Here is a 22,013-nt window from a genome sequence, read left to right on the forward strand (position 1 = left end):
CTGGCCGACAGCGCGGCGGAGGACGACCAGCGGAGGTCTGACGAAATCAGAACGACTGGGTCGCGTTGATGGTGGAGCCGCCATTGACGCTCACTGCCAGTGCGACTCTGTTCGCAACAGGAATCGAAGACACGACGGGCGTAACCGTGAGTACACGCGCCTGGTTGCCGTTCTTCGTCACGGTAAAGGTAAGGTCCTGAACGCCCGCGCTGGGGAGTGAGATTGCGCCCTGTTCGGGGCTGATCGTGAGGTTGCCTCCAGAGTGTGTCAAGGTGAGCGTTCCGCTCGCGGCTTCGTTCGACTGCACACGCACCACGACCGTCCACGGTGATGTTGTATCGGAGCCTGCAGAAATCGACGTCACTACGATCCGTCCACTGGATGAGGCTGCGGCCGGCGCAGCAGCGGCAAGCGCGACGACGGGCGCTGCCCAGACTCCGGCCTTGACGACCTGACGGCGGCTGAGGCCTGCCGAACCCGATCCCTCGGGTGCAAAGTTGTGGCGCGTTGCTTCGGACATGTGAGTTCCCCCAGGAGGCTCATAGGTGATTCCACATCCGGGTGATGCGGAGGCGGAGCATGGTGCGCGAAAAACGACGGTGCAGATCGCGCCGTCGCATCTCGAACGTAGCAGAGCGTGTGTGTAGGCCGCGAACTGAGCGCGAATGGTTTACCTATCTGAAACCTTCGTCATCGAATCATGGTCGGGGGGGCTTGCTCGCAAAGCCCGAATTGCACGTGGTAGTGATCGCAGCCCTTTCGGGATTCGCGTGAGCCGTACCTTCGCGCGAGCTGACCTCGAGTCAGGTGTCCCAGGGTTGTTGATCTCGATGTCCGCGCGCGAGGGCCAGATCGCTCGAGCGATCAGGCTGGGCCGATGGCGTGCGGGAGTGTTGCGCAGCAGAAGCAGCCAGAAGTACGGGCCACTGGCGTCCGCCGCGATGCGCGAGTTCCATGCACGCAGCGCCGGCGAGTCCTCGATCTGCGGAATTGCGGCAGGCTCCAGGCCCAGTTGCTCGAGAACGTGCGCCACAGGGCCGAGTGCACCCGTTTCGACGGCCAACGCTGCAAGCGAGCCGAGTTCGTCGGGTGTCATCTCGACGCTCACGAGTTGGTCGAGTTCGCCGCCGATCGTCGATCGCGACGCACCATCGCGCAGGTGGTGGAGCGCGGCGACGAGAATGCTGCCGTTCCGGTCAGGAATCTGGACAGATCTATTCGCAAGCAGCATCGTCGTGCGGTCACGCCACAGCGCGTCGAAGGCCGTCTGCGCACCAGCAAGAAACCCCGGAAAGTACCGGTGCGCGTCGATATCGCAGGGCCAGTCGTCGCGGATGAAGGTGACGGAGTGCCCACTCCACTCCGCACCGACAGCGGTGATTGGTCGGATGCGCCAGGCTTCGTCGATCAGTAGCTCGCAGAAGTCGTCGAATCGCGCGGGGTCGACCAGTACGTCAACGTCGGCAGAGATGCGCGGGGCCCTGAGGCCGTGATGTGCTAGACCCGCACCTTTGATGATCAGAATGCGGATGCCTCGATCCGCAGCGACTTTCGTCACCCACGCCGCACCGAGATCGATGGCATCACCGAGCGACAACGCCTCGGGGAGAGACGTGCCGAGCGGTGCGCTGGTCATTGTCCCAGTCAACCGCACCCACGTGAAACAGTCCGCATCGGACGGTCGGGTAGGCTCGCCCTACACTGCGCAGGCACCGTCGCGGCGCCCTACAGGGGAGGCCAGATGGACGAGCGCAAAGTCTTCATTCCGCCGAAGCCGCCGCTTCCCGCGCACGGGGTGGCGGCTCGGGCATCGGCCCACACCGCAACCGGCCACACCTCGGGGCAGACGATGCGAGTCGCGCGCCTCGTGCTGACGATCTATGCGAGTGCGCTCGCCCTAATCGCGATCTGGCCCATGCCCGTCGACGGTGGGGCTGGTCCATTGCTGCGCGGAATCACGAGGGTCTTTCCGTTCCTCACCTATGCGCGCATCGAGTTCGGCGCGAACATCCTCCTCTTCGTCCCGCTCGGCGCGCTGCTCGCGCTCCTCCTGACGCGCCGCTACCTGATCATGCCGATCGCGCTCGTGGCGACCGTTTCGATCGAGTCCATGCAGGCGCTCATGCTCGAGCGGCGCACGCCGAGTGTCATGGATATCCTCGCCAACCTCGCCGGAGCCTGCATCGGTCTGCTGATCGTCGCGGGGATCGAGTGGTGGCGTCGACGCCGGCAGTAGCGAACCGCGCCTATGGGCGCCCCATCCCGTAGTAAGTCCACCCGGCGGTACGCCAGGCGGCGGCGTCGAGGCAGTTGCGACCATCAATCACAATCGTTCCGTTCACGAGCGACGCCGCATGCTCAGGTGCAAGCTCGCGCCTGTACTCGTCCCACTCGGTGACAACCAGCACCGCGTCCGCACCGCGAAGGGCTTCGTCACGGTCGTCGACGTAGGTGAGCTGCGGGTGCACGCGTGCGGCGTTCTTGAGAGCCTCGGGGTCGGTCACGGTGACCCACGCGCCGAGGCCGTGCAGCTTCACCGCCACGTCGAGCGCGGGGGAGTCGCGGATGTCGTCGCTGTGCGGCTTGAAGGCGGCGCCGAGCACGGTGATGTTCTTCTTGAACACCGAGCCGCCGAGTGCCTCAACCACGAGCTGCGCGGCGCGGTCGCGCCGACGCATGTTGATCGCGTCGACCTCGCGGAGGAAGTTGACCGACTCGCCTCGGCCGAGTTCTTCGGCGCGCGCGGCGAACGCGCGGATGTCTTTGGGTAGGCACCCGCCTCCGAAGCCGATGCCAGCTCCGAGAAATCGCCGGCCAATGCGGGCGTCATGGCCGATGGCGTCGGCGAGCTGCGTGACGTCCGCTCCGGTAACTTCGGCGATCTCTGCCATCGCATTGATGAAGGAAATCTTGGTTGCGAGGAACGCGTTCGCGGCGACCTTGACCAGTTCGGCTGTGGCGTAGTCGGTGACAATGAACGGCGTGCGCTTGGCGACGGCCGGGTGGTAGACCTCACGGAGGATGTCAGCGGAGCGATCGTCGCCTTCGGGCACTCCGACCACGAGTCGGTCGGGGTCAACAGTGTCTTGCACCGCAAAGCCTTCGCGCAAGAACTCGGGGTTCCACACGAGCGTGGCACCCGTCGCCGCGACACGCGGGGCGAGGTCGGCCGCCGTTCCCACGGGCACCGTCGACTTGCCCGCCACGATGTCGCCGGGCGAAAGGAACGGCAGCAGCCCGTCGATCGCCGCGTTCACGTAAGTGAGGTCGGCGGCGTAGCCATCTTTCTGTTGCGGAGTACCGACTCCCACGAAGTGCACAGCCGCGCCTTGCGCTTCTGCCATGTCGGTGGTGAACCGCAGGCGCCTTGAAGCGATGCCTTCGCTCAGGATTTCGGTCAGGCCGGGCTCGAAGAACGGCGCTTCGCCCGTTGCGAGCGAGGCGATCTTGCGCTCATCGACGTCGATACCGACGACATCATGGCCGATTGAGGCCATCGCGGCGGCGTGGACGGCTCCGAGATATCCGCATCCGATCACTGAAATCTTCATGACTCTCCTGATCTGCGCACCTGGTTGTAGTACATCGTGATCCACGAGATTACTGTGTCGGTACCTGTTGATCGCAGAAGGGGATACTAGCGGACTGCAGATCGCGCTCGGGGACTTCCAGCTAGTTGCACCGTTTACGTTCAGGTGCAAACAGTTAGCGCCAATCCGAGCATCCACGGACATCGCAACCGCGACCGTGCCGCCAGCTTCGGGGACGCTCGCGGCAAAACTGCCCACAGCTCAGACCGTCGAACACAGACAATGTGCAGGGTGTTGTCCTCCGATCGCCTCATTGGTGCGGTTCAGTGCCGCGAAGAGGATGCAGTCCGCTCGCGCGATTGTGGGGGTATTCGTGTGGCAAATTCTGGCGCGCTCTTCTGTTTTGTGCGAGCGAACCACAATGCCCAGATGATGCCAAGTGGTACAAGGTGACCGGGGTCAATGTCTTCGAAGATGCACCAAAGTCCAACGAAAACCACGATCGCTGCCGCTTGCGGTGCACTTGCTCGCAATGAGAGGACAAGCAGGCACGCAAGAAGAAGGATGAACATCACCAGCGTGATGAACCCGCCGCGGAAGATCAGCCCCAGGTAGGTGGAGTGCGTCGCTACGCTGGCCACGAGTGTCTCGTCACCCGGCTTGATCCCAAACCCGAATATGGGAATGGGAAGCTCACGGATGTAGCTCCAGGTCTGCTCGTAAATGTCTCCACGTGCCGTCGCGGAGCCTTCCCTCTGAGAGTTGATGTCCTGGACGGCGGCAAGTATGCGGGACGAACTCGTAATCCAGATAGCAGTGACCAGGATGCTGAGCATGGTCACAGACGTGAAATACCAGACTCTAAATCGCGATCGCATCGAGACAACGAGCATGACTACTAGCGCGGCCGCGAGCGCGATCCACGTAGCGCGGCTGAGTGACATCTGTATTGAGTAGATCGATGCCAACCCGCTCACCAACGCGAGGGCTCGCCATCCCCCGCGTTCAGTGACCACGGCGTACGTCGCGATGATCAACGCAATCGCCGCGAACGCACCCGCCCAGGTCGGCTGCGCGTTTAGGCCTGCCGATCGTATTGCCTCGCCGTCCAGCCAACTGAAGAGTACGAGCGAGTTGCGGGCGAATGCAGCGAAACCCGATGGAAGACTCTCGGCGATCGGAGCAAGCAAAGGTACAGGGAGCCTCGCTGGATGCAGAAGCGTCGCCACTAGGGTAATTGCTCCCTGAGCAGCGGATAGGACAAGAACGGCCCGAGTGAGTTGCGTAAACGTTCGCTTTGTTGGAGTGACAGCCAGACCCGCAGCGACCGTCAGCCAGACCATGATGTTCGCTGCCAGTCCCACCATGCGTTCGGGTACGACGCCGAAGTAGATGATCCCGATCAATGAAGAGAGGAGCAACCCCGTTGCAACGCCGATGGCGATCAGTGGAGTGCCGCGCAGCCGTTGCCGAACGAGGAAGGGGACACTCATCACCCCGAGGACTATCCAGAAAACCCCTCCCAGCCCCACTAGCCAGAGTAAAGGGTAGGCGAAAGTTGCCCGGACAAGCACCGTCCCGTAGTTCGGTGCTTCACCTATGGATGGTTTACTCCGCATTCGGCTGCTCCTGTCGTAGCAGCAGTCGACCTTTGGCGCCGACAACCGACATCCCGTCGGGTATGTCGTCGACTACTATGGCACCCGCCCCAATGCGTGCCCCAGCGCCGACGCGAACGGGCCCAATCACGATCGCCATTGCGCCGATCTCCACGCCATCCTCGATCCGCGGACAGTCGCTTTCGTGGTGACGGTTGCCGAGCGTTACACCGTGGCGCAACATAACGTCCGCACCGATCAACGTGTGAGGGTTGACGACGAGCCCAACCCCATGGCGTAGACGTAGCCGCGCGCCGACGCGGGTCGAAGGCGGTAGTTCGATCCCGAGCAACCATTCCGACCAGATTTTGTACAGGGTCGCCGCGATGCGATAGCGAACCGTCATCCGGTCTGGGCGGTGCTGTCGGTTGGCGACGCGAAAGCTCAGCATGACGATCTGTGATTTGGGGTACCCGCGATTCGCATCCCAGTCCTGGAAGACGTCTACGTGGAACGGTGATTTCCTAGACATGCTCGATCGCCTCCGAGAACGAATCCACCAACGTCAGCGACTCGTTGGGCAATGACGACAACCACGTTTGATGATAACGGCGCAGCTTTTGCAGACTGTTGTCGATGGCGATCACCCGTCGACCTAGGTGAAGACCGAGGATCATCGCGTGAAGCCTGTCAGTAATCACCACCTCCCCGCGCGAGAGAATCTGAAGTCCTTTGTTGAGTCGCTGACGCGCGATCGACTCGTAGTCGAAAGGTAGACCGATCACACCGGTGCGCCCAGCAACTTCGGCCATGGCTTGGCGAAGTCTTCGCGCGGTCTGACGCTCTCTCGGCCAATCGACTGTGCGAATGTCGTCAGGAAGAGCGGTCCCACGCGATTCCGAGTCCTCGCGCGCTAGCAAGACGACTCTTTCAACCGGACTGGGAGCTGGTAGCGCGCCCAGGCAGTGCGCGGCGTCCGGGAGCAGCATCGGCTCCAGGCCCCAACCTTGGAGTGTTTCGACGCTGGCCTGATCGCGTACGAAAAGCCGAAGGTCTTTGACCTCCCGGAGGGAGATAGCCACTTCCTCCATGAGCGGCTTGTTTGTGACTGCGACTGATTGCGGCGCTTGAACTACGCGTCCATGGCTGAACGCGCTCGCCACAGTCTTGCGAAGGTGATCGTTTGGCTCGTACATCCCGCCAAAGAAGCCGCCACCCTCAAGAACTGGCACGAACCCCTTCTCTGCTGCTCGCGCGAGGGTCCTAGCGGTTGCAGCGCGAATGGGCAGGACTGCGGACTTCTCGAAAGTTCTGTCAGCGGTTGCAGCCATCTGGCCAAGGAATATTGCGGAGTCGCCAATGTTCGCGTGGTCTGGGAAGTCAATCCAAAGCACACGGTCCACTCCTTCCAGCGCTTGTAGAAGGCCGTCACGGTAGGTGCGGCCCAAAGTCCCGAGCAATTCAGTTTCCATAAGACCATGCACCAATCAGTACGACGAGGAGGGACGCAACAACTGCTATACCGAGGGCGAGCTTCGTGCGCCGCCGCAGTTTTGTCATGACGATCAAGAATATTGCGCACCCTGCGGACTCGATCGCGGTCGCGATCGCGATCCCGATCATCCCAAGAGCGGGGATCAGCACATAAACAAGTCCGGTTCGCATCGCGAGAGATGCGACGGATACGAACAGAACGGCTGTGTTCTTGCCTAAGGCGAGTTGATAGGCCAGGAGAATCACTACCAGCCACTTCGAGACGTCCGCCCAAGAGCCAGCTACAAGAAGAGGTGTCCCGTCCACGAAGTCACTGCTGAACGCGAGGCCGATGAGTTGATCGGCGAAGAGACTTACCAGGGCGGCGAAGGCAAGCAAGGCAACGACGCCCTTCAGGATCTCTCGCTCGGGGTCCTTCAAGCCGGTAACATGCGCGGTGATGATCAGCGCGATCATTATCGATATCACTTGCGGGACCAGGACGCTTGTATAGATGTAGTACGGCTGGGCAAGCCCGTTGGCTGAAACGCCCTCCGCGGATACCAGGGATGCTCGAGCGATCAAGTCCGACACCGATCGCCCCGCCGTACTAACTATGCCGACTGCGCCCGACACTAGGAGGGCTGAGATTGTTGCATTCAGCCTTGACCTCGCGGCTAGCAAGCCTCGTAGTTTCGGCAAGATGTTGACGATCACAAAATAGGCCGCCGGGAGCGCGAACCCTAGAACGAATGAGCCTGCGACCCAACTCATGTCGTTGCGAAGAGCGCCGACGGCGACTGCGGCGGTAGCTAGGACATTGGTCCCAGTGGTAACGAAAAGACACTCAAGTCCTCGATTGTTCGCCCGCCACCAAACATTCGCCATGCCTGCGATCCCCGAGGCGAGGGCTGCAACGGCGATCACTGGTGGTGTGAACGGGGGTATCAGCCCGATCAACTCGCTTCCCGCTGATCCGAAAAGCAGCACGGCAAGTGCGGTCGAGATGGAGGAGACACTGACGATCGTCATAATGCTCGCCGTGCCTACAAGTGCGTTCTTCCTGCGCGTGTCCTGCGCGAACTCCCGTGCGGCGGGTGCCCAAAGCCCGAAACAGGCAATGATGCTAAGCGCAGCAACTGCGACGGACGCTTGCCCGAACAGGCCGGTACCGTCTACGCCCAAACCCGAGGCGACCAGCTTTGTTCGAGCAAGCCCGCCAACCAAAGTGATGGCAGCGGACGCGTAGAACAGCGATGAGGGATGAATCCAGGACCGCCGGAACCTCAAGTTGCGCATGCAGGGCCAAGCGCCGCTCTGACAGAGTCAGGCCAGGTCTCGAGTCGCGACCGGCCTTGAATCGATCCGGCCGGGTCGAAGTTCTCGGCGCGCTGAGGTAGCGCTAACGTTTGCGCTGCGAAATGGTCCGGAAGCCGTAGGCCACCCACCCACACACGGCGATTTGTGGCGAGCGCGTTCACGATCTTCGCGGGCATCAGTGTGGGTGCACGCGGAGACTCGCGATAAGGCAAGACGACGTCAGACCACTCCGACAGAATTGGCGGCAGATCCGCAACCGCCACTCGGGGTAAAACAGTCACGCTAGTTCCGGCCAAAACCGAGGAGGATGCGTCATCCACATCCCCAACTATCGTCACCGCGTGGCGCTCGGATAAGCGCCCCAGGTACTCAACATCGATTTCGTCATAGCGCACGGTGCCGAAATATCCGATGGATGTGGCTAGGGGTGCTTCGCCCCAACTCCAATCGAGGAAGGGTTCGTCCGCGGCAGGAAGCAACAGATGAGCGTCCACTCCACTTCGAGCCCACTCTGCCTTCACATGCGGAGAGTCGGTCCAGATTGTCGCACCATCGGACAGGAGGCCCCGAACTGTCTCTGTCCAGCGGTGCGGTGGGTGCCAATTTGAGGGGACTGTCGACCAGTCGAGTACGTCATCGTAGATCAGAGTCCTCGGGTCGAGCATCCGTGAAAGCGCCCGAACTCTCCGAGACGGCAGGTGGACTATTACAAGCGCGGGCGACGGATGCCTCGCCAGGAGCCGTCGGGCAGACGCTCGAGCGGAGAACCCAAGACTTGCCCATCCGTGCACCGCAACGCAACCGCGAGGCTGGTGAACCGCACCGCCGACACCTCTCGTTCTGATTGATCGAGAAACTCTTGAGACTGCCCACCCTGCGATGTGTGCAAGCCCACGAGGGTGCGGCTCGACGAAATCAACAGAGTACCCAAGTGTTATCAACGCTTGGGCGAGTGATTGATGCCGTTGCCACATGAAGTCCCAGCGAACCGAACTCAGGACGATAGCGGAGGGTCTTGATGAGAGCCCATCTGAACCCAGCGAAGCTCGGCGCCTGGCCATCGAGATCATGCGCTTGCCTCAAACGAACTGCGCACAAGCTCGTCGACTTCGTGGCCCCAATAGTGATCTCGACGTCTACCTTCGGTATCACGGTTCACGCGGCACCCCGCTTATCTCGAAGCAACTTCGCAAGTGCGAACGGCTCGACAAGGTAGCGATAGGCGAGACGACGTGGCTGGGTCGCAAGCCTCCAAAGCCATTCACCACCAAGACGACCAAGCCAGCGCGGCGCATTTCGCTGCACGCCCGACAACTGATCGATTGCTCCGCCAACTAGAGCGACGACGGGGATCCTCAGTTGGCCCGCCAATTCGTCTGATACTCGCTCCTGAAGGGGCATACCCATTCCAATAAGCAAAAGGTCTGGAGCAAAATCGCGAAGTTGCTCGCATACTTTATCGAAGTCGTCGTCGGACCAGGGGTCCGCCGGGATACTGAGAATTTCTGTCCCGGGAGCTGCAGCTCGACCGCGGGCAGCCATAGCGGCATTCGACTGCGCTCGACCGCCAAGCACGCAAACTTTGCGCACTTCACCGAGCTCCATGGCTTGCATCACCCAGTCTGTGGACCCGACTCTGTGCGTTGACGAAAGCCTGCCCTGCCCTTGCCGCCGGCGCTGTCGGTTCAACATCGCAAGTATCGGACGGCCGTCCGCCAATATCACGTTCGCCCGAGTGTAGGTGCTACGAAAACTTTCGTCCGAGTGAAAGAGGTACACGCTGTGTAGATTGTGGCCCGTGATTAGAAGCGGTTCATTCGAGCGAAGCGCTAGGGCAACTACTTGGACGAGTTGATAGGCCGTAAGGGGTGTCACAGAGACCCGTAGCGAGTCGATATCCTCGCGTTTCCATGTTGGGGGGCGGGGTGAGTTGGTAGCTCCAACTTCGACGTCAGCTTGGGTGTTGCTCGACGATTTCAATGTGCTGTCTCCCCCGGTGCTAGGGCGGCTTTGGCGGTTTTCGCGAGGATCGCGGCATCCCCCACCAAAGACCAGTTCTCTACGTACGAGAGATCTAGGCGGACGGAGTCTTCCCACGAGAGCGACGAGCGGCCGCTGACCTGCCAGAGGCCCGTGATGCCGGGCTTGACGAGAAAACGCCGGTGCACGTGCGTGGCATAGAGCGCGACCTCTTTGGGTAGCGGGGGGCGAGGGCCGACAAGCGACATCGAGCCGCCGAGAACGTTGAAGAGCTGAGGCAGCTCGTCGAGGCTGAACTTGCGCATGATGCGACCGATCGGCGTCACGCGGGGGTCGTTCTTCATCTTGAAGAGCACTTCGTTGCCGGCATCCCGCTGCTCTTTCTCAAGATCAGCCAGAAGCTCTTCGGCATTCGTGACCATCGAGCGGAACTTGATCATCGAGAACTCTTTGCCGCGCAAACCGATGCGAGTCTGACGGAAGAAGACCGGGCCATCGCTGGAGAGGCGAATGCTGATCGCCAAGAACGCGAGGATCGGGCTGATGAGGATCACTCCGACGCCGACCAGGACGAGGTCCATCGTGCGCTTGGTGACCCGCTGACCCCGGCTGAACCGCGGAGTCTCGACGTGAATCAGGGGGAGTCCGGCGACGGGACGCATGTGAATGCGGGGGCCCGCAATATCGACGATGCTCGGGGCCAGTATGAGGTGCTGCTTGCCGGCCTCGAGGCCCCACGAGATCTGCTTGACCTTGTCGGGCGGTAACTCGTCGGTGCTCGTCACGGCGACGGTGTCGGCGCTGGTGGCAAGGATGGCGCGATCGACGGCGTTGACGCTGCCCATGATCGGAATCTCGGTGCCCTCGATGGTGGCGGCCACGCGCCCGTTCGGCACACATGCTCCGACGACCACATAGCCGGCGCTCGGTGTGCGCTGCAGCTCTTTCGCGAGATGGGCGACGGAGGTCTCGCTTCCGACCAAGAGAACTCGCGCGCTGTACTTGCCGAGCTGGCGCTGCGAGATCAGCCACTGCCGCCACAGCCACCGGCTGACGATGAGCATGAGCACGCCGACGGGCAGGCTGATGAGCAAGAAGCCGCGGGCGACGTCGACGCGCAGAAGGAACGCACCGATGGCGATGATGCCGAACAGGCGCACGCTCGAATCGACGATGCGGATGTACTCGATCGACCCGGTGCCGATCACGCGCTCGCTGCGCGAATCGATGAGGCTGAGGGCCCACATCCAGAGCAGCACGAGGGCTCCGGAGAAGCTCCAGTACGACAGGTCGGTGATGCGCGTGTCTGCGCGCATCGTGACGTCGGCGGCGCCGAGGCCGAACCATGCGATCTGGGTGCCGTAGACGACCCAGATCAGCACGAGCAGGTCGGTGGCCAGAATGCGGCGCTGCATGATCGCGCGCCAGTTCGCCGCCTGTTTGGGGCTCGCTGTGGTGGCGGATGATCGCGGGGTCGCGGCATCCGGAACACGCGCCTGAGCCGCCTCAGAGGCGGTGGCTGCGATATTCGGTTGAGTGGAATCTCTCAGCGACGTCGTTGTCGCGTCGACCTGTTTTAGGTGCGACGTCACTGACCATCCTCTCTGCCGATTGTCGGCCTCCCCACGTACGAGCGTAACGGGTCAATGTGTCGGGAATGTGAAGAGTGGGGTTCGTTACGGGGTGGGGGGGTTGTTCGCACCCATGTTTCGGAAAGTTGGCGATCTCGAAACATGAGGCCCCTAGCGTGACCCGCATGAGCACACGTCGGAGGTACCGCAGGACGAACAACGTCACGCCGTGGTGGGCCGTCGAGCATGGCGGCATGCCGGTGTGGGGCATCGCCGTGAGCGTGGCCGTCATTCTGGGGATCTGTGTGTTTGTTGCGGTGCAGGGGGTGGGGTGAGGTGGGGGACGGCGCGGGCTGGCTCTGCTCTGGTCAAGTCACCGATGCGGCTCCGCAGCCACTACGGGGTAGGGGAGGGGGTTGGGGAGGGCGATGGAGCTGGGCCAGCCTCGTCGAACAGGTTCAAGAACGTGCCGAAGCGGCCGTAGTCGCCACTGGACTTGCATGCGGCATTGTCGACTTTGAGCGCACGCGCGTCGTCGGTGTAGTCGTATTCATGATTGACCACAGACTGGTCGCGTCCACACCGCCGTTGCACATCAGACTCGATGCGCAGGCGACTGCGCGAGAACGATGACAGTGTCCAGCCCAAGGGGACCGTGATCGACGGATTCGTCGACGGCGAAACCACGACGAGACTGCCGGGCACATCGTCGCGAAGCGTCTCGAGGGTCGCGGCGCACTGTGCCGCGTTCGCGCCCGCGCACACGTCGTCCAGCACAGTCGACAGTCGTGTCAACCAGGCCGACGGTGAGGAATGCACCGCCTCGGCCCCACCGATCGCCGCCACCGGCGCAAGAACCTCGGGTCGAGTGTTCGACAGATCACGCACGACATCAGCACCCGGCTCGTTCGCCGCGTAGAGGACGACCGGAACGATCACAGACGTGGCCGCAGGGTCGGCATTCGCCTCGCGCACCAGAACGGCCAACTCGCTGAAGACATCGCTCACCGTCCCCAACGCGCTGTTATCGATCAGGCCTCCATCGAGCAGCTGCATTTCACCCTTGGGCGTGCAGTCATCAGGGACGGTAGAGGTCTGCACTCGAGCCGAAGGGCTCACGAACGGAAAGCGCGCAGACAGCAGCGACGCCGTCGCCCACGTCATGCTCGCTGGGCAGTTCTCGCCGAGATGATCAAGAAGATCGATCGTGTTCGACAATTCGGCGCTCACCCCGGTGCACACCTGCACATCGCTCTCGCTTGCGGGTGCCTCGCGTTCGGCGACATCGACCTGGCTGATGAGCACCTTGCAGTTGGTCGCTGCATCGGTGGCGTTGAAGATCACGTAGCCCGTCGGCGTGTGAGGTTCCGCATCAAAGAGCGCCCCGAGACCGCCATCGGGCGTGCTCGCCGCAGCCCCATACACTTCGGCGTGCAACGCCGCGCGGTCGCGCCACGCGAGGTCCAGCCCCTGCTCAAGGCCATTACTCGGGATCATGAGCCCCGTCATGCCAGCGACAAGATCGTTCGCGAGCAAGCCGATTGCGTCCGTCGCCAAAGGATCAGGGCCCGATATTTTGCCGATCGAGACGCGCAGAGGATCATCGCCGCTCGCCCGCGCGATGTAGGCCAAGCCGACGCTGCCGCCACTTGCCCCCGCCGACAACATGACCGACTCGCTGCGCAGTCGCTGGCACGAGGCAATTCGCGCAGGACGTCGACCGTCCAGGTCGCTGCCCGGATGCCGCCACCCTGCGCAGCGACGAGCGTCAGCACTTTCACCGGAACGTCGGTCGCAACGCCGTCAACATCGACCTCGATCGTCGATTCGCATGCCTCCGCGGCCCACGCGGCAAAGGCATCGGTGAGCGACGGACGGTCGAGTGCCGTCGCGACGCCCGCCGACGGCTCGGTGAACGCGACCGCGTGCGGCGTGGGCGAGTCGAGCGTCGATGTGATCAACAACGGCACAACGACCGCGAGAGTGATGACCGGAGTGGCGCGCAACCGCAACATCTGAAACACCTCTGCGGGCTGACGCATCCCCAGGCGCAAAACCCAGCCATCCGAGCACGGCCGCCCACGCGCCGAGCAGCGCCTGCAACACCGCGACAGTCCCGATCTTCGCGGCGGTGAAAGGGAAGAGCGCGAAGAGGATGAGGACGATCACGCCCACGAGGGCAAAGGCCCCGCTGAAGGTCCTTCCGCCCGACGAGGTTTTGTAGCTCTCAGCATCCGTCACGAACGCCGAAGTGATGGATTGCTTGACCGCGGTGGTCGCATCGTGGACCATCTCTTTCGCTGCGTCCAGCACCTCCTTGGCGGAGTGCCCGTCCTCGTCCTTCGCCCGGTCGCCCGGTTCGTCGGGCGTGTTGTGTTTTGCGGCGTCCGGCGCGACCGGTGCTGACTTCTCGGCGGGGGCGGGGTCTTGCCCCTCGGGCAGCGTCGACGGCTTGATCTTTTCAGGTATCGGTGCGTAGCGCCGCACAAGTGTCCAGGTGACAGCCGGCGCGACCCAGGCGAACACCCACAACAGAATCGCCCACCCGGCAAAGTGAGAAGCGCTGAGCGCGAATCTTGTGGTGGCAAACGCGCCGACAATGTTCAGCGTGAGCGGAGTGATCAGCGCAACGAAGGGGCCGAGAAAGGTGACGGCGATCCATGCGCCGACGACGAAGTCACCCGCGTCGAAGACGATTCCTGCCCTCTTTTCGGACTCAGTCGTGATGAATGGGTCGGGAAACTTCACCTTCGCACCTTCGGGCGTGCGACTGCGGGCTACTGCCTGAAAGACCTTTGAGCTGGCCGGAATGACAATGAGCACCGCCACGAAAACCACGAGTGTGGTGGGGTCGAAACTGACCGCGTCGATCATCCACGTGAGGATGAGGGCCAACAGCGCAATGCCCAGCGCGACATACGTCCACGCAGAGAGATTTGGTGGCGCGGAGGGCTTGCCGAGGTAATAGCGGAGTCCGCGCTGCCGGCCGAGGAGGAAGAGATTGACCGCGACGACGAGACCGACGAGCGTCGCCCACCCCGCCTGTACGAGGTCGATGCGGAATGCTCCGCTCGTCCCCACCGCGGGGTACCGGATCCAACCCCGATAGACGTCGGGAAGCTGATCTTGGACGCCTGACCCGGTGAAGACGGTCATCGCGGCCACCGCCACCACCAAGATCACCCCGAGGCGTTGACCGTAGATGCCCGCCCACAGCGTCTGGATCGACTCTCGCAGTGGCGCCCCGAGCGTGTCACCGAAGACCGTGCGAAGCGCCAGGGCAATGAATGCGATCCACTTCAGCAGAGTGAAGACGATCTGCAGCCACATGATCACCGGCGCGGGATTCGGGTCGCCGGCAAGGACGACGATCGTCAGGTTTTCGAGCACGTCGAACGCGACCAGCGCGCCCAGCGAAAGATAGAGAACCCGTTCCTTTTTGCGGAGGTCGATCGTCCAGTTTCGGGCCCGCTCTTAGGGGGTCGGCTTCTTTGCGCGACTCGTCGTCTTCGGCTGCGGTGTTCTCGGCACGTATTTGCCGATGAGGTAGAGGCCCGTCACGGCGTACGCGGCAATGAAGACGATGTCTGCGAAGACATGGAAGAGAATGATCGTCTCAAGGTCTGTGAACGAGGTGTTGCCCCACCCCGGCCAAGCGCTGAGTCCGAGCCAGGGCTGAATGCCGATGATCGACGAAAGAGTCCAGCTTTTGCCTTCGATTGAGATCGCCTGTGCAATGAGGCGGTCGAGCTCGACCATCGCCGCGAAAGAACTCACGAAGGTGACGGCAATGAGGGATGTCAAGATCGCCTGGCGAAAGAGGTGTACGCCCGGCGAGTGCGTGATCGCACGACGCGTCGTGTGGCGAGCATCGCGCCACGTAGCTGGCTCGGGCACATTGCCTCCTCAGCTCGACGCTGGTGACGCTCTGTCGGGTTCGCCGGCCCAGTCGCGACGAATCCCTTGAGTGTGGGTATATACCCTGGCGGGCGGCGGTACAAGGGGGGCGTATGCGCGCGGGGGCATCGCTCGGGTGGTCGGCGTGCGTGAATCGCCCTGGGCCGGATGCTGCCGCTACGGCCCGAGTGTTGCGAGCGGTACCACGTGCACTCCCGACGGCCGGGTGTAGGCGTACTCGGTCGCGGTTGCGACCGCGAGAAACATCGGCGCACCGGCGCGATCTGTGTCTACGCGTTCGTCGCGGAGCTTGAGTAGCGCAGCCTCGGCGGCGTCCACGCCGTTCTGGCCGAGCTTCACCTCGATCGCACCCCACGACCCGTCCGTTGATTCGATGATCGCGTCGACCTCGAGACCGGTGTTGTCGCGGTAGCGATAAACACGTCCGTCGAAACGCGTGGCGAGCGCACGCACATCGCGGATCACCATCGATTCGAAGACGAACCCGAAGAACCGTGGGTCTCGGGCAAGGCGATCCGGGCCGATGCCCAACGCAGCGCACGCCAACGCGGGGTCTGCCAAGTGAATCGTCGACTGTGTGCGCAGCCGCGACCTGGAACGTAGATCAACGCTCCAGGCCGACAACTCGTCGAACGCGAACACCTGGCTCAGCGCGTCGAGGTAGGAACGAATCGTGCGTGTGTCTGCCGAACTGCCGTCTGCGGCGACGTCTGCCGCGAGAGTGCCGAGCGTTGCTTCAGTCGAAATGTTTCGTGATAGCGCGGCCAGCGTGCGTCGCAATCGCGGACGTGATCGGTGAACACCAGTGGCCGACGGAATATCACTGTTGTAGAGCTCCTCGCAGTACTCCCTGTTGAAGATCTGCGCATCGCGCACAGTGGACGACACCAGAGCGGGCCAACCGCCCCTGACAGCCTCGGCCGCAACATCCGCATAGGTCAGCATCGACCTGCCCTGCACAGACGGAACGCCCGCCATCAGGGCGGCGAGCGACACTTCTCGCGACGATCGATCGCTCTCAGCGAGGCTCAACGTCCGCATTCGTACTCGGCCCATTCGGCCCACCCCCGAGTGGCGCGTGATGTCGTCGGCCGGTCGTGCCGAGCCAGCGAGAATGAACTGGCCCGATTCGGAGCGATCGTCGATGGCATGGCGGACGGCGTTCCATAGGCTCGGCGCCAGCTGCCATTCGTCGATCAGTCGCGGCGTCGGCCCATCGAGCAAAAGGTCAGGGGCGCTCTCGGCAAGAATGAGCAGCTCGGGGGAGGCGTCGAGACGCAACGAGCTGGCCGCGTGATGGAGTCCCGTAGAGGTTTTGCCGCAGGCCCTGGGGCCCTCGAGAAGCACACCGCCGAGTGCTGTGAGGCGGCCAGCGATGACATCGTCTACGGCGCGTGTGAGGTAGGGCATGGTTCTCATCCCTTCTGCGAGGTCCGGTGCGTTCGATGCATGTGGTGCATTGACCCTAGCGCGCCTTCTGCAACGTATTCAGTGTACCTTCTGCAATGTTTCCAGTGTACCTTCTGCAACTCAATCTTTGCGGGCGACGGATGGAAACTATCTCGCAATGTCGGAGGCCCTTATAAGGATCGAGTATGGCAACTTTGCTCACCCTCCTCGAGCACTTCGAGACGCGCTGCGGGCGCTCTCTGCTCGACGTCGAGGTGGCAGATCTGCCGGCCGACTGCTGGGAGAGCGCTGCCCCCGGGCTGGTCGCGATAGAACGCCTCAACACCAACGGCCTGTATCCGCCGATCTTCTACGCCACCATGTCGGTGTTTGCGACCACCGATGTCGCGGCATCCGTCCTCTCCATTCGTCTGGTGAACAGTGCCTTCGCGGTAGCCCTGATCACGGCCACGTTCTGGCTTCTTCCTCGCCGCCTACGACCGGCACTGATCATCTCGGTGGTCGGCACAGCGGTGCCGCTCGGGCTGTTCGTGCTCGCCTCGACGAACCCGTCGTCGTGGGCGTTCGTCGCTGCCGCGATCACGTGGGTCTCGCTGTACGGTGCGACGCAGTCGGCGGGCCGCCGAAGCGTCGCTCTTGCGGTGATGGCCGTGTTCGGATCGGTCATCGGCGCAGGCGCTCGCGCCGACGCAGGCGCGTTCGCCGTCTTCGCGGTGATCATCGTCGCCCTGCTCGCTTCCAGGAGACGCCGCGCGACACTGGTGCCGGCGATCGCAGCCGGCGCGATCGTACTGATCGGAGGACTGTTCTATCTGGGATCGACACAGGGGCTCGCCGTCTCGAGCGGCTTGGACCAGTCGCGTGCTGCGCTCACCCCCGGACAACACCTCAGTAACCTGCTCGGCGTGCCCCAATTGTGGACGGGCGCACTCGGAGGCGGACGAGGCCTGGGATGGCTTGACACTCCGATGCCCGCCGTCGTGTGGGTATTGACCTGCAGTTCGCGCTTTTCCTCGCGGCTCTCGGGCTCACGTTCTGGGTAGACGTTCGCCGCGAACGACCGCCGCCCTGTCAGCCGCCGATCTAGGTCAGTACAGCTAGAGCGTGGGGGCGATCTCTTTGATGAACGACGCGAGATCGGGTCCGAGATCTTCACGTTCGAGCCTTCGACCAGGTTCGATACGTCTACCGAAGAGGTGTCGTGCGGGAGTGTCGCTAGTTCTCTTTGGGTGGCTCTGCTGTCGTGCCAGGATCCGGAATGTCTTCCGCAGCGGGTGGTGGCTCTTTCGCGGTGCGGAGCTTCGGGTGCCACGCGGCGAACCCGTCTTCGTCGCGCGCGGTGCGCAGCTCGGGGTCCTTCGGAGCAAAGTACTTCTGAAACTCGGTCTGCACTCCCCGTTCGAGCAAACGCGCTACATCGGGGTCGTTGAAGGGTTTGCCCTCCCAGCGGGTGAGGTAACACGCGAACGAGTACGCGAGCTCGGGGGAGGCGAAGACGGCGCTGTCGCCCGAGAAATCCTTGTGTTTTCGAGGAGCGCCGAGCGCGGCATCCATCGCCAGCACGTCGATCTTCGCCCGCGCTCGCCGCACGCGATTCTCGGCGGTCGGTGCGACCGCGTGCAGCCAGTCATCGAGAAGCTTTCGCGCACTGGTCAAGCCCTCTTCGTAGTGCGGAAGATCGGGATCCTGCAGAGCCGCCGCGTTGCGGGTCATCGCCGCCAGCGTCATCAGCGTCGTCGAATAGAACGCGTCGTCGAAGGCCGACGAGCCACCGAGCTCGTGGTGGCGATCTTTGAGTCGCCTGCGCAGGCGACCGAGGTAGGGCTCGATATCGGCGAGCTTTGTGGCGTCGCGATAGATGACCCAATCCAGCGCCCAGCGAGCTGCGCGGTTGAAGGGATCGACGCTCGTCGCCTTCTCGAGCACCACCTGGGCGTCGCTGGGCTTGTCGGGCTCTTCGTTCGTGGGTTTCACGGGTTGTGAGAACCACTGCAGCGCCATGTCGCGCAGCGCAAGGCTCGAAGGCACCGTCGCCCCCATCAGCGCCCGGTCGAAGTCGTAGGCGTCGCTTGACCGCAACGCCATCACAATCTCGGCGGCGATTGCGGTCGCGAGCAGGTCGCGCGGCTTCGGCGTCGTCTCAGCGGACGGTGAGGCATCCGTCGACGCCGGTGAGGGAAGGTCTTGGGTGAGTCTCGCGATGCCACCCTGGGAATCGGGCTCTTCGGGCGGGAGGCCGAAGACTGCTCCAATAACGGGTACCGACGCGTACGGCGATCGCAGCATCGAGACGCGCTTCTCTTCGGTAAGGCGGCCATGTCGCGAGATGAGAACGGATGCCTCCGCCGGCGAATGCTGAGTCACCGTGACCTTCCACGGAACGGTGCCGGTCACAAAGAGCACGATGGCTTGAAGGCCCTTCATCACAGGGTGGCTCGAGAGTTCGCCGAGGGACTTCGTGAGGTTGGGGATATCCATCCCCGACGGCACCTCGACCCGGCGGGATGGGGTCGTAAGCCGGAACACCTGCGCGACGACGTCGGCCCGTTCGAGCACTTCACCAGGCTCTTCGAGGGCCGTCTCTTTCTGAGCGGTCACAGTGATGTCGAGGCGCAGTCGGGCCGCAAGCCAGAGGGCAACGGCAAGAGCGCCCATGACACCCATGCCGATCAGGCAGAGGATGACGAGCAGGTTGAATTCGCGACCGTCGGGGGTTTCGGTCGTGGGCTTCGCGGTCTGGGAGCCGAGGGCGGCTATCGCGAGCGGCGATCCCAGCAGAAGGATCCAGCCTGCCCAGGCGAGCATGCTGCGCTCTGACGCTGACGACCGTCGCGTGCGGATGACCGGAAGCTCCATCAAGAGCCGCGCGAGCACGAAGAAGGCAAGGGCGGCGCCCGTCGCGAAGGCGAGCACGCCTGCAAGGGGAAGCAGGCCGTCGGTCCAGAACGCATCCCACGACAGTCCGAAAGCCTTCGTCGGGTGGGGAGTCGCGGTGGGAGTAGGGCTCGGTGTGGGTGTGGGTGTGGTCTCAGCGGACGTAGCGATCTCGCCCGCGCCCGGGGTCGGGGTTGGGGTTGGGGTCGGGGTCGGGGTTGGGGTCGGGGTCGGGGTTGGGGTTGGGGTCGGGGTTGGGGTCGGGGTGGCGGACTCGCTGGTCGTCGGTGACGGGGTTGGCTCAGGGCTGCTGACGGGTGTGGCCGCCCAGAGGGCAAAGGCGAGGATCGCGAACGCAAAGCCCAGGAACAGCACGATCACCGGCCCGACCGCGATCTTCGGCGCGGGCTTCTCGGTAGGCGCAATACCTTCGTTCGTCATCGCAGCTCCCCTGCTGGATGTCTGTCCCCTGCGCTCATCGTGGCGGTGGTGGGGAAGGGGGTCAAGGGGCTGAGCTGCGTGGGTTGTTTCTTGGCGGTGTTGTCGGTTCCTCCACAGGGAGCGGATTTCGCGAGTTGTTCACATCTGCGTGGTAACTATGTCGGAATGTCGGAGGCCTCTGCGAGGATCAAGTATGGCAACTTTGCTCACCCTCCTCGAGCACTTCGAGACGCGCTGCGGGCGCTCTCTGCTCGACGTCGAGGTGGCAGATCTGCCCAGTGTTCTCAGGGCATCCGACACTGATGCTGTCGTTGAGGGGGTGGCTGAGGCATCCCGCGTCATCAACGCTCTGCAGTGCCTCGTCGCGGTCGGTGCGGGCGTGATCGCCGAGCGCTCGACGCGCGATCTCGGGCACACCGGCGCGGCCGCCGTGCGGGGGCACCGGACGGCCGTCGACCTTGTGCAATCGGTCTCGGGCGGCACGCGCGCCGACGCCGTGCGCGCGGTGCGCGTGGGTGAATCGCTGGTTCAGGGTGTCGTCGATGAGTCTTCGGTGGCGGATGCTGCGACGCTTACTTCTTCTGAGCCAATGCGGTCTTGGTTTGCGGTTGTGTCTGATGCGCTGTTGAGGGGGACGTTGACCACTGCCCAGCACGACGCGATCCGACGCGGGCTCGGCGAACCTCCTGTGCCTGTGGGTGGCTCGGAGCCCGACTCTGAAGCTGTCGAGGCGTGGGGAATCGCGGGCGAGCAGCTGATCCGCCTCGCGGGTGAGGTGGCTGTCGAAGAGCTCGGGCGCGCGGCCCGGCAGATGCGCGACTCGCTCGACGCGGTCGGGGCAGAGGAGCGGCACCAGCGGCGGTACCTCGGGCGATCGTTCCGCACCTGGGTCGACGCCGACGGCGTGCGCCGGATCACGATCGTGTGCGACGACGAAGGCGGGGAGTGGGTTGCCTCGGTGGAGGCATCCGCTCTGCGGCCGCGCCGCGGTGGGCCGCGGTTCGTCGACTCCGCAGAGGTCGCCGCCGCTTCCGCTCTGGCCTCGGACCCCCGCACCAACGAACAACTGGCCTACGACCTGGTGATGGGCATGTTCATGGCGGGGGCGCTGGCTGAAGCATCCGCCGTCTTCGGAGCGCGCCAACCCGGCGTGCGCATGGTCATCGTCAAAGACCTCGTCGGACCCCGCGACCACTTCGGCCGACTGCTCGCCGTCGGGCACTACGACGACGGCGGCAACGCCATCGCCGGATCGCAGATCGACCGAGCGCTCTGCAACACCGGCTACCGCGACATCACCGTCGACGCCGGCGGCAACCCGCTCGACGTCGGACGCGAACTGCGCCTCTACTCGACCTCACAGCGCATCGCGTTGGCCGCACGCGACGGCGGATGCATGTGGACCGGATGCCGCGTCCCCGCCTCGTACTGCGAAGCACACCACATCGACCACTGGTGCGAACACAACGGCCGCACCGACATCGACCGCGGAATACTGCTCTGCCGGTTTCACCACATGGCGCTGCACAACCAAGGCTTCCGGATCACGCGAGAAGGCAAAGGGGCGTTTGTCCTTGAGCCGCCGCCCGACTCGCCTGTTTCGTCAGTGATTCTGGCGTCGAAATCGGCGATCGCGTGGGCGTGGGATCCGCCGCCGCCGACACCGCCCGACGCTCTGTCGCGGGTCGGATGGAGAAATTCTCAAGAAAGTCTTGCGACCGCGTCATAAAACCTCAACCACGTGATGTTCCGGGTTGGCGTCGCGGCCAGCCATTCGCCGTTGCATCTGGGTGCAACAGCGAAATTCCCGGACTCGTCCCTGACCGCGGTGGCGGCAGTCCGACGCAACCAACCAGCCCGCGCGGGTGTGTGCGCCGCAGCGACCAGCCCGCGCGGGT

Annotated in this window: 18 protein-coding genes; 4 read left to right on the forward strand and 14 right to left on the reverse strand. The window is 63.4% G+C overall.

Annotation, left to right across the window (positions count from 1 at the left end; translation table 11 throughout):
• Nucleotides 1-46 precede the first annotated feature (46 nt).
• Together LG299_RS14170 and LG299_RS14175 are read right to left on the reverse strand one after the other, a co-directional pair.
• Nucleotides 47-520 carry a hypothetical protein gene (locus LG299_RS14170; protein WP_404431332.1) on the reverse strand — a complete coding sequence of 158 codons (474 nt, stop codon included), beginning with the start codon at nt 518-520 and terminating at the stop codon, nt 47-49.
• A 150-nt stretch (nt 521-670) separates the two neighbouring features.
• Nucleotides 671-1,636: a nucleotidyltransferase family protein gene (locus tag LG299_RS14175; protein ID WP_404431334.1), complete on the reverse strand. Its 966-nt coding sequence runs from the start codon at nt 1,634-1,636 to the stop codon at nt 671-673.
• A 105-nt stretch (nt 1,637-1,741) separates the two neighbouring features.
• Here LG299_RS14175 and LG299_RS14180 point away from each other — a divergent pair, with 105 nt between their 5' ends.
• A complete protein-coding gene (locus LG299_RS14180) occupies nt 1,742-2,236 on the forward strand; it encodes a VanZ family protein (RefSeq protein ID WP_404431336.1) in 495 nt (164 codons plus the stop codon).
• 10 nt (nt 2,237-2,246) lie between these two features.
• On the opposite strand, the gene LG299_RS14185 is transcribed toward LG299_RS14180, so the two are convergent.
• From LG299_RS14185 to LG299_RS14215, 7 genes are all read right to left on the reverse strand, one after another.
• A complete protein-coding gene (locus tag LG299_RS14185; protein WP_404431338.1) occupies nt 2,247-3,551 on the reverse strand; it encodes a UDP-glucose dehydrogenase family protein in 1,305 nt (434 codons plus the stop codon).
• Between the two features lie 302 nt (nt 3,552-3,853).
• Nucleotides 3,854-5,023: an O-antigen ligase family protein gene (locus LG299_RS14190; protein WP_404431340.1), complete on the reverse strand. Its 1,170-nt coding sequence runs from the start codon at nt 5,021-5,023 to the stop codon at nt 3,854-3,856.
• A gap of 115 nt (nt 5,024-5,138) precedes the next feature.
• Nucleotides 5,139-5,660, reverse strand: a complete 522-nt coding sequence (locus LG299_RS14195; protein WP_404431342.1) for a serine acetyltransferase — start codon at nt 5,658-5,660, stop codon at nt 5,139-5,141.
• Nucleotides 5,653-6,600 carry a polysaccharide pyruvyl transferase family protein gene (locus LG299_RS14200; protein WP_404431344.1) on the reverse strand — a complete coding sequence of 316 codons (948 nt, stop codon included), beginning with the start codon at nt 6,598-6,600 and terminating at the stop codon, nt 5,653-5,655. Before LG299_RS14200 ends, LG299_RS14195 begins: the two co-directional genes overlap by 8 nt.
• On the reverse strand, nt 6,590-7,633 hold the full coding sequence (locus LG299_RS14205; protein ID WP_404431346.1) for a hypothetical protein: 1,044 nt from the start codon (nt 7,631-7,633) through the stop codon (nt 6,590-6,592). The genes LG299_RS14200 and LG299_RS14205 overlap by 11 nt, the downstream gene beginning before the upstream one ends.
• A 1,443-nt stretch (nt 7,634-9,076) precedes the next feature.
• The gene (locus tag LG299_RS14210) at nt 9,077-9,613 is read right to left on the reverse strand and encodes a WecB/TagA/CpsF family glycosyltransferase (RefSeq protein ID WP_404434899.1); all 537 of its coding nucleotides are present in this window, start codon (nt 9,611-9,613) and stop codon (nt 9,077-9,079) included.
• Between the two features lie 284 nt (nt 9,614-9,897).
• Nucleotides 9,898-11,316: a sugar transferase gene (locus LG299_RS14215; RefSeq protein ID WP_404434900.1), complete on the reverse strand. Its 1,419-nt coding sequence runs from the start codon at nt 11,314-11,316 to the stop codon at nt 9,898-9,900.
• A 341-nt stretch (nt 11,317-11,657) separates the two neighbouring features.
• Between LG299_RS14215 and LG299_RS14220 the strand changes: the two genes are divergently transcribed.
• Entirely contained in the window at nt 11,658-11,807 is a 150-nt protein-coding gene (locus LG299_RS14220; RefSeq protein ID WP_404431348.1) for a hypothetical protein, read from the forward strand.
• A gap of 61 nt (nt 11,808-11,868) precedes the next feature.
• Here LG299_RS14220 and LG299_RS14225 read toward each other — a convergent pair whose 3' ends face one another.
• From LG299_RS14225 to LG299_RS14240, 4 genes are all read right to left on the reverse strand, one after another.
• Nucleotides 11,869-13,140 (reverse strand): hypothetical protein, encoded by a 1,272-nt coding sequence (locus LG299_RS14225; protein ID WP_404431350.1) that lies wholly within the window; start codon nt 13,138-13,140, stop codon nt 11,869-11,871.
• A gap of 135 nt (nt 13,141-13,275) precedes the next feature.
• Nucleotides 13,276-14,862, reverse strand: a complete 1,587-nt coding sequence (locus LG299_RS14230) for a hypothetical protein (protein WP_404431352.1) — start codon at nt 14,860-14,862, stop codon at nt 13,276-13,278.
• An 84-nt stretch (nt 14,863-14,946) separates the two neighbouring features.
• Nucleotides 14,947-15,369: a hypothetical protein gene (locus LG299_RS14235; protein ID WP_404431354.1), complete on the reverse strand. Its 423-nt coding sequence runs from the start codon at nt 15,367-15,369 to the stop codon at nt 14,947-14,949.
• 177 nt (nt 15,370-15,546) lie between these two features.
• A complete protein-coding gene (locus tag LG299_RS14240) occupies nt 15,547-16,800 on the reverse strand; it encodes an ATP-binding protein (RefSeq protein WP_404431356.1) in 1,254 nt (417 codons plus the stop codon).
• Nucleotides 16,801-16,985: 185 nt separating this feature from the next.
• On the opposite strand from LG299_RS14240, the gene LG299_RS14245 reads away from it, so the two are divergent.
• A complete protein-coding gene (locus LG299_RS14245; protein WP_404431358.1) occupies nt 16,986-17,843 on the forward strand; it encodes a DUF2142 domain-containing protein in 858 nt (285 codons plus the stop codon).
• 172 nt (nt 17,844-18,015) lie between these two features.
• Here the strand turns inward: LG299_RS14245 and LG299_RS14250 are convergent, their stop codons facing one another.
• The gene (locus tag LG299_RS14250; protein ID WP_404431360.1) at nt 18,016-20,115 is read right to left on the reverse strand and encodes a hypothetical protein; all 2,100 of its coding nucleotides are present in this window, start codon (nt 20,113-20,115) and stop codon (nt 18,016-18,018) included.
• Nucleotides 20,116-20,308: 193 nt separating this feature from the next.
• On the opposite strand from LG299_RS14250, the gene LG299_RS14255 reads away from it, so the two are divergent.
• Nucleotides 20,309-21,844, forward strand: a complete 1,536-nt coding sequence (locus LG299_RS14255; RefSeq protein ID WP_404431362.1) for an HNH endonuclease signature motif containing protein — start codon at nt 20,309-20,311, stop codon at nt 21,842-21,844.
• Nucleotides 21,845-22,013: the final 169 nt, after the last annotated feature.

Source organism: Microbacterium lacus (assembly GCF_044794305.1).
GTDB classification, from domain to species: domain Bacteria; phylum Actinomycetota; class Actinomycetes; order Actinomycetales; family Microbacteriaceae; genus Microbacterium; species Microbacterium lacus_B.

Excerpts from the sequence above, each read along its gene's own strand:
- LG299_RS14190 (WP_404431340.1), bottom strand. The coding sequence starts at position 5,023 with ATGAGTGTCCCCTTCCTCGTTCGGCAACGGCTGCGCGGCACTCCACTG.
- LG299_RS14210 (WP_404434899.1), bottom strand. The coding sequence starts at position 9,613 with ATGTTGAACCGACAGCGCCGGCGGCAAGGGCAGGGCAGGCTTTCGTCA.
- LG299_RS14180 (WP_404431336.1), top strand. The coding sequence starts at position 1,742 with ATGGACGAGCGCAAAGTCTTCATTCCGCCGAAGCCGCCGCTTCCCGCG.
- LG299_RS14255 (WP_404431362.1), top strand. The coding sequence starts at position 20,309 with ATGGCAACTTTGCTCACCCTCCTCGAGCACTTCGAGACGCGCTGCGGG.
- LG299_RS14250 (WP_404431360.1), bottom strand. The coding sequence starts at position 20,115 with ATGACGAACGAAGGTATTGCGCCTACCGAGAAGCCCGCGCCGAAGATC.
- LG299_RS14170 (WP_404431332.1), bottom strand. The coding sequence starts at position 520 with ATGTCCGAAGCAACGCGCCACAACTTTGCACCCGAGGGATCGGGTTCG.
- LG299_RS14240 (WP_404431356.1), bottom strand. The coding sequence starts at position 16,800 with ATGCCCTACCTCACACGCGCCGTAGACGATGTCATCGCTGGCCGCCTC.
- LG299_RS14175 (WP_404431334.1), bottom strand. The coding sequence starts at position 1,636 with ATGACCAGCGCACCGCTCGGCACGTCTCTCCCCGAGGCGTTGTCGCTC.
- LG299_RS14215 (WP_404434900.1), bottom strand. The coding sequence starts at position 11,316 with ATGCAGCGCCGCATTCTGGCCACCGACCTGCTCGTGCTGATCTGGGTC.
- LG299_RS14195 (WP_404431342.1), bottom strand. The coding sequence starts at position 5,660 with ATGTCTAGGAAATCACCGTTCCACGTAGACGTCTTCCAGGACTGGGAT.
- LG299_RS14185 (WP_404431338.1), bottom strand. The coding sequence starts at position 3,551 with ATGAAGATTTCAGTGATCGGATGCGGATATCTCGGAGCCGTCCACGCC.
- LG299_RS14220 (WP_404431348.1), top strand. The coding sequence starts at position 11,658 with ATGAGCACACGTCGGAGGTACCGCAGGACGAACAACGTCACGCCGTGG.
- LG299_RS14205 (WP_404431346.1), bottom strand. The coding sequence starts at position 7,633 with ATGACGATCGTCAGTGTCTCCTCCATCTCGACCGCACTTGCCGTGCTG.
- LG299_RS14245 (WP_404431358.1), top strand. The coding sequence starts at position 16,986 with ATGGCAACTTTGCTCACCCTCCTCGAGCACTTCGAGACGCGCTGCGGG.
- LG299_RS14200 (WP_404431344.1), bottom strand. The coding sequence starts at position 6,600 with ATGGAAACTGAATTGCTCGGGACTTTGGGCCGCACCTACCGTGACGGC.
- LG299_RS14225 (WP_404431350.1), bottom strand. The coding sequence starts at position 13,140 with ATGTTGTCGGCGGGGGCAAGTGGCGGCAGCGTCGGCTTGGCCTACATC.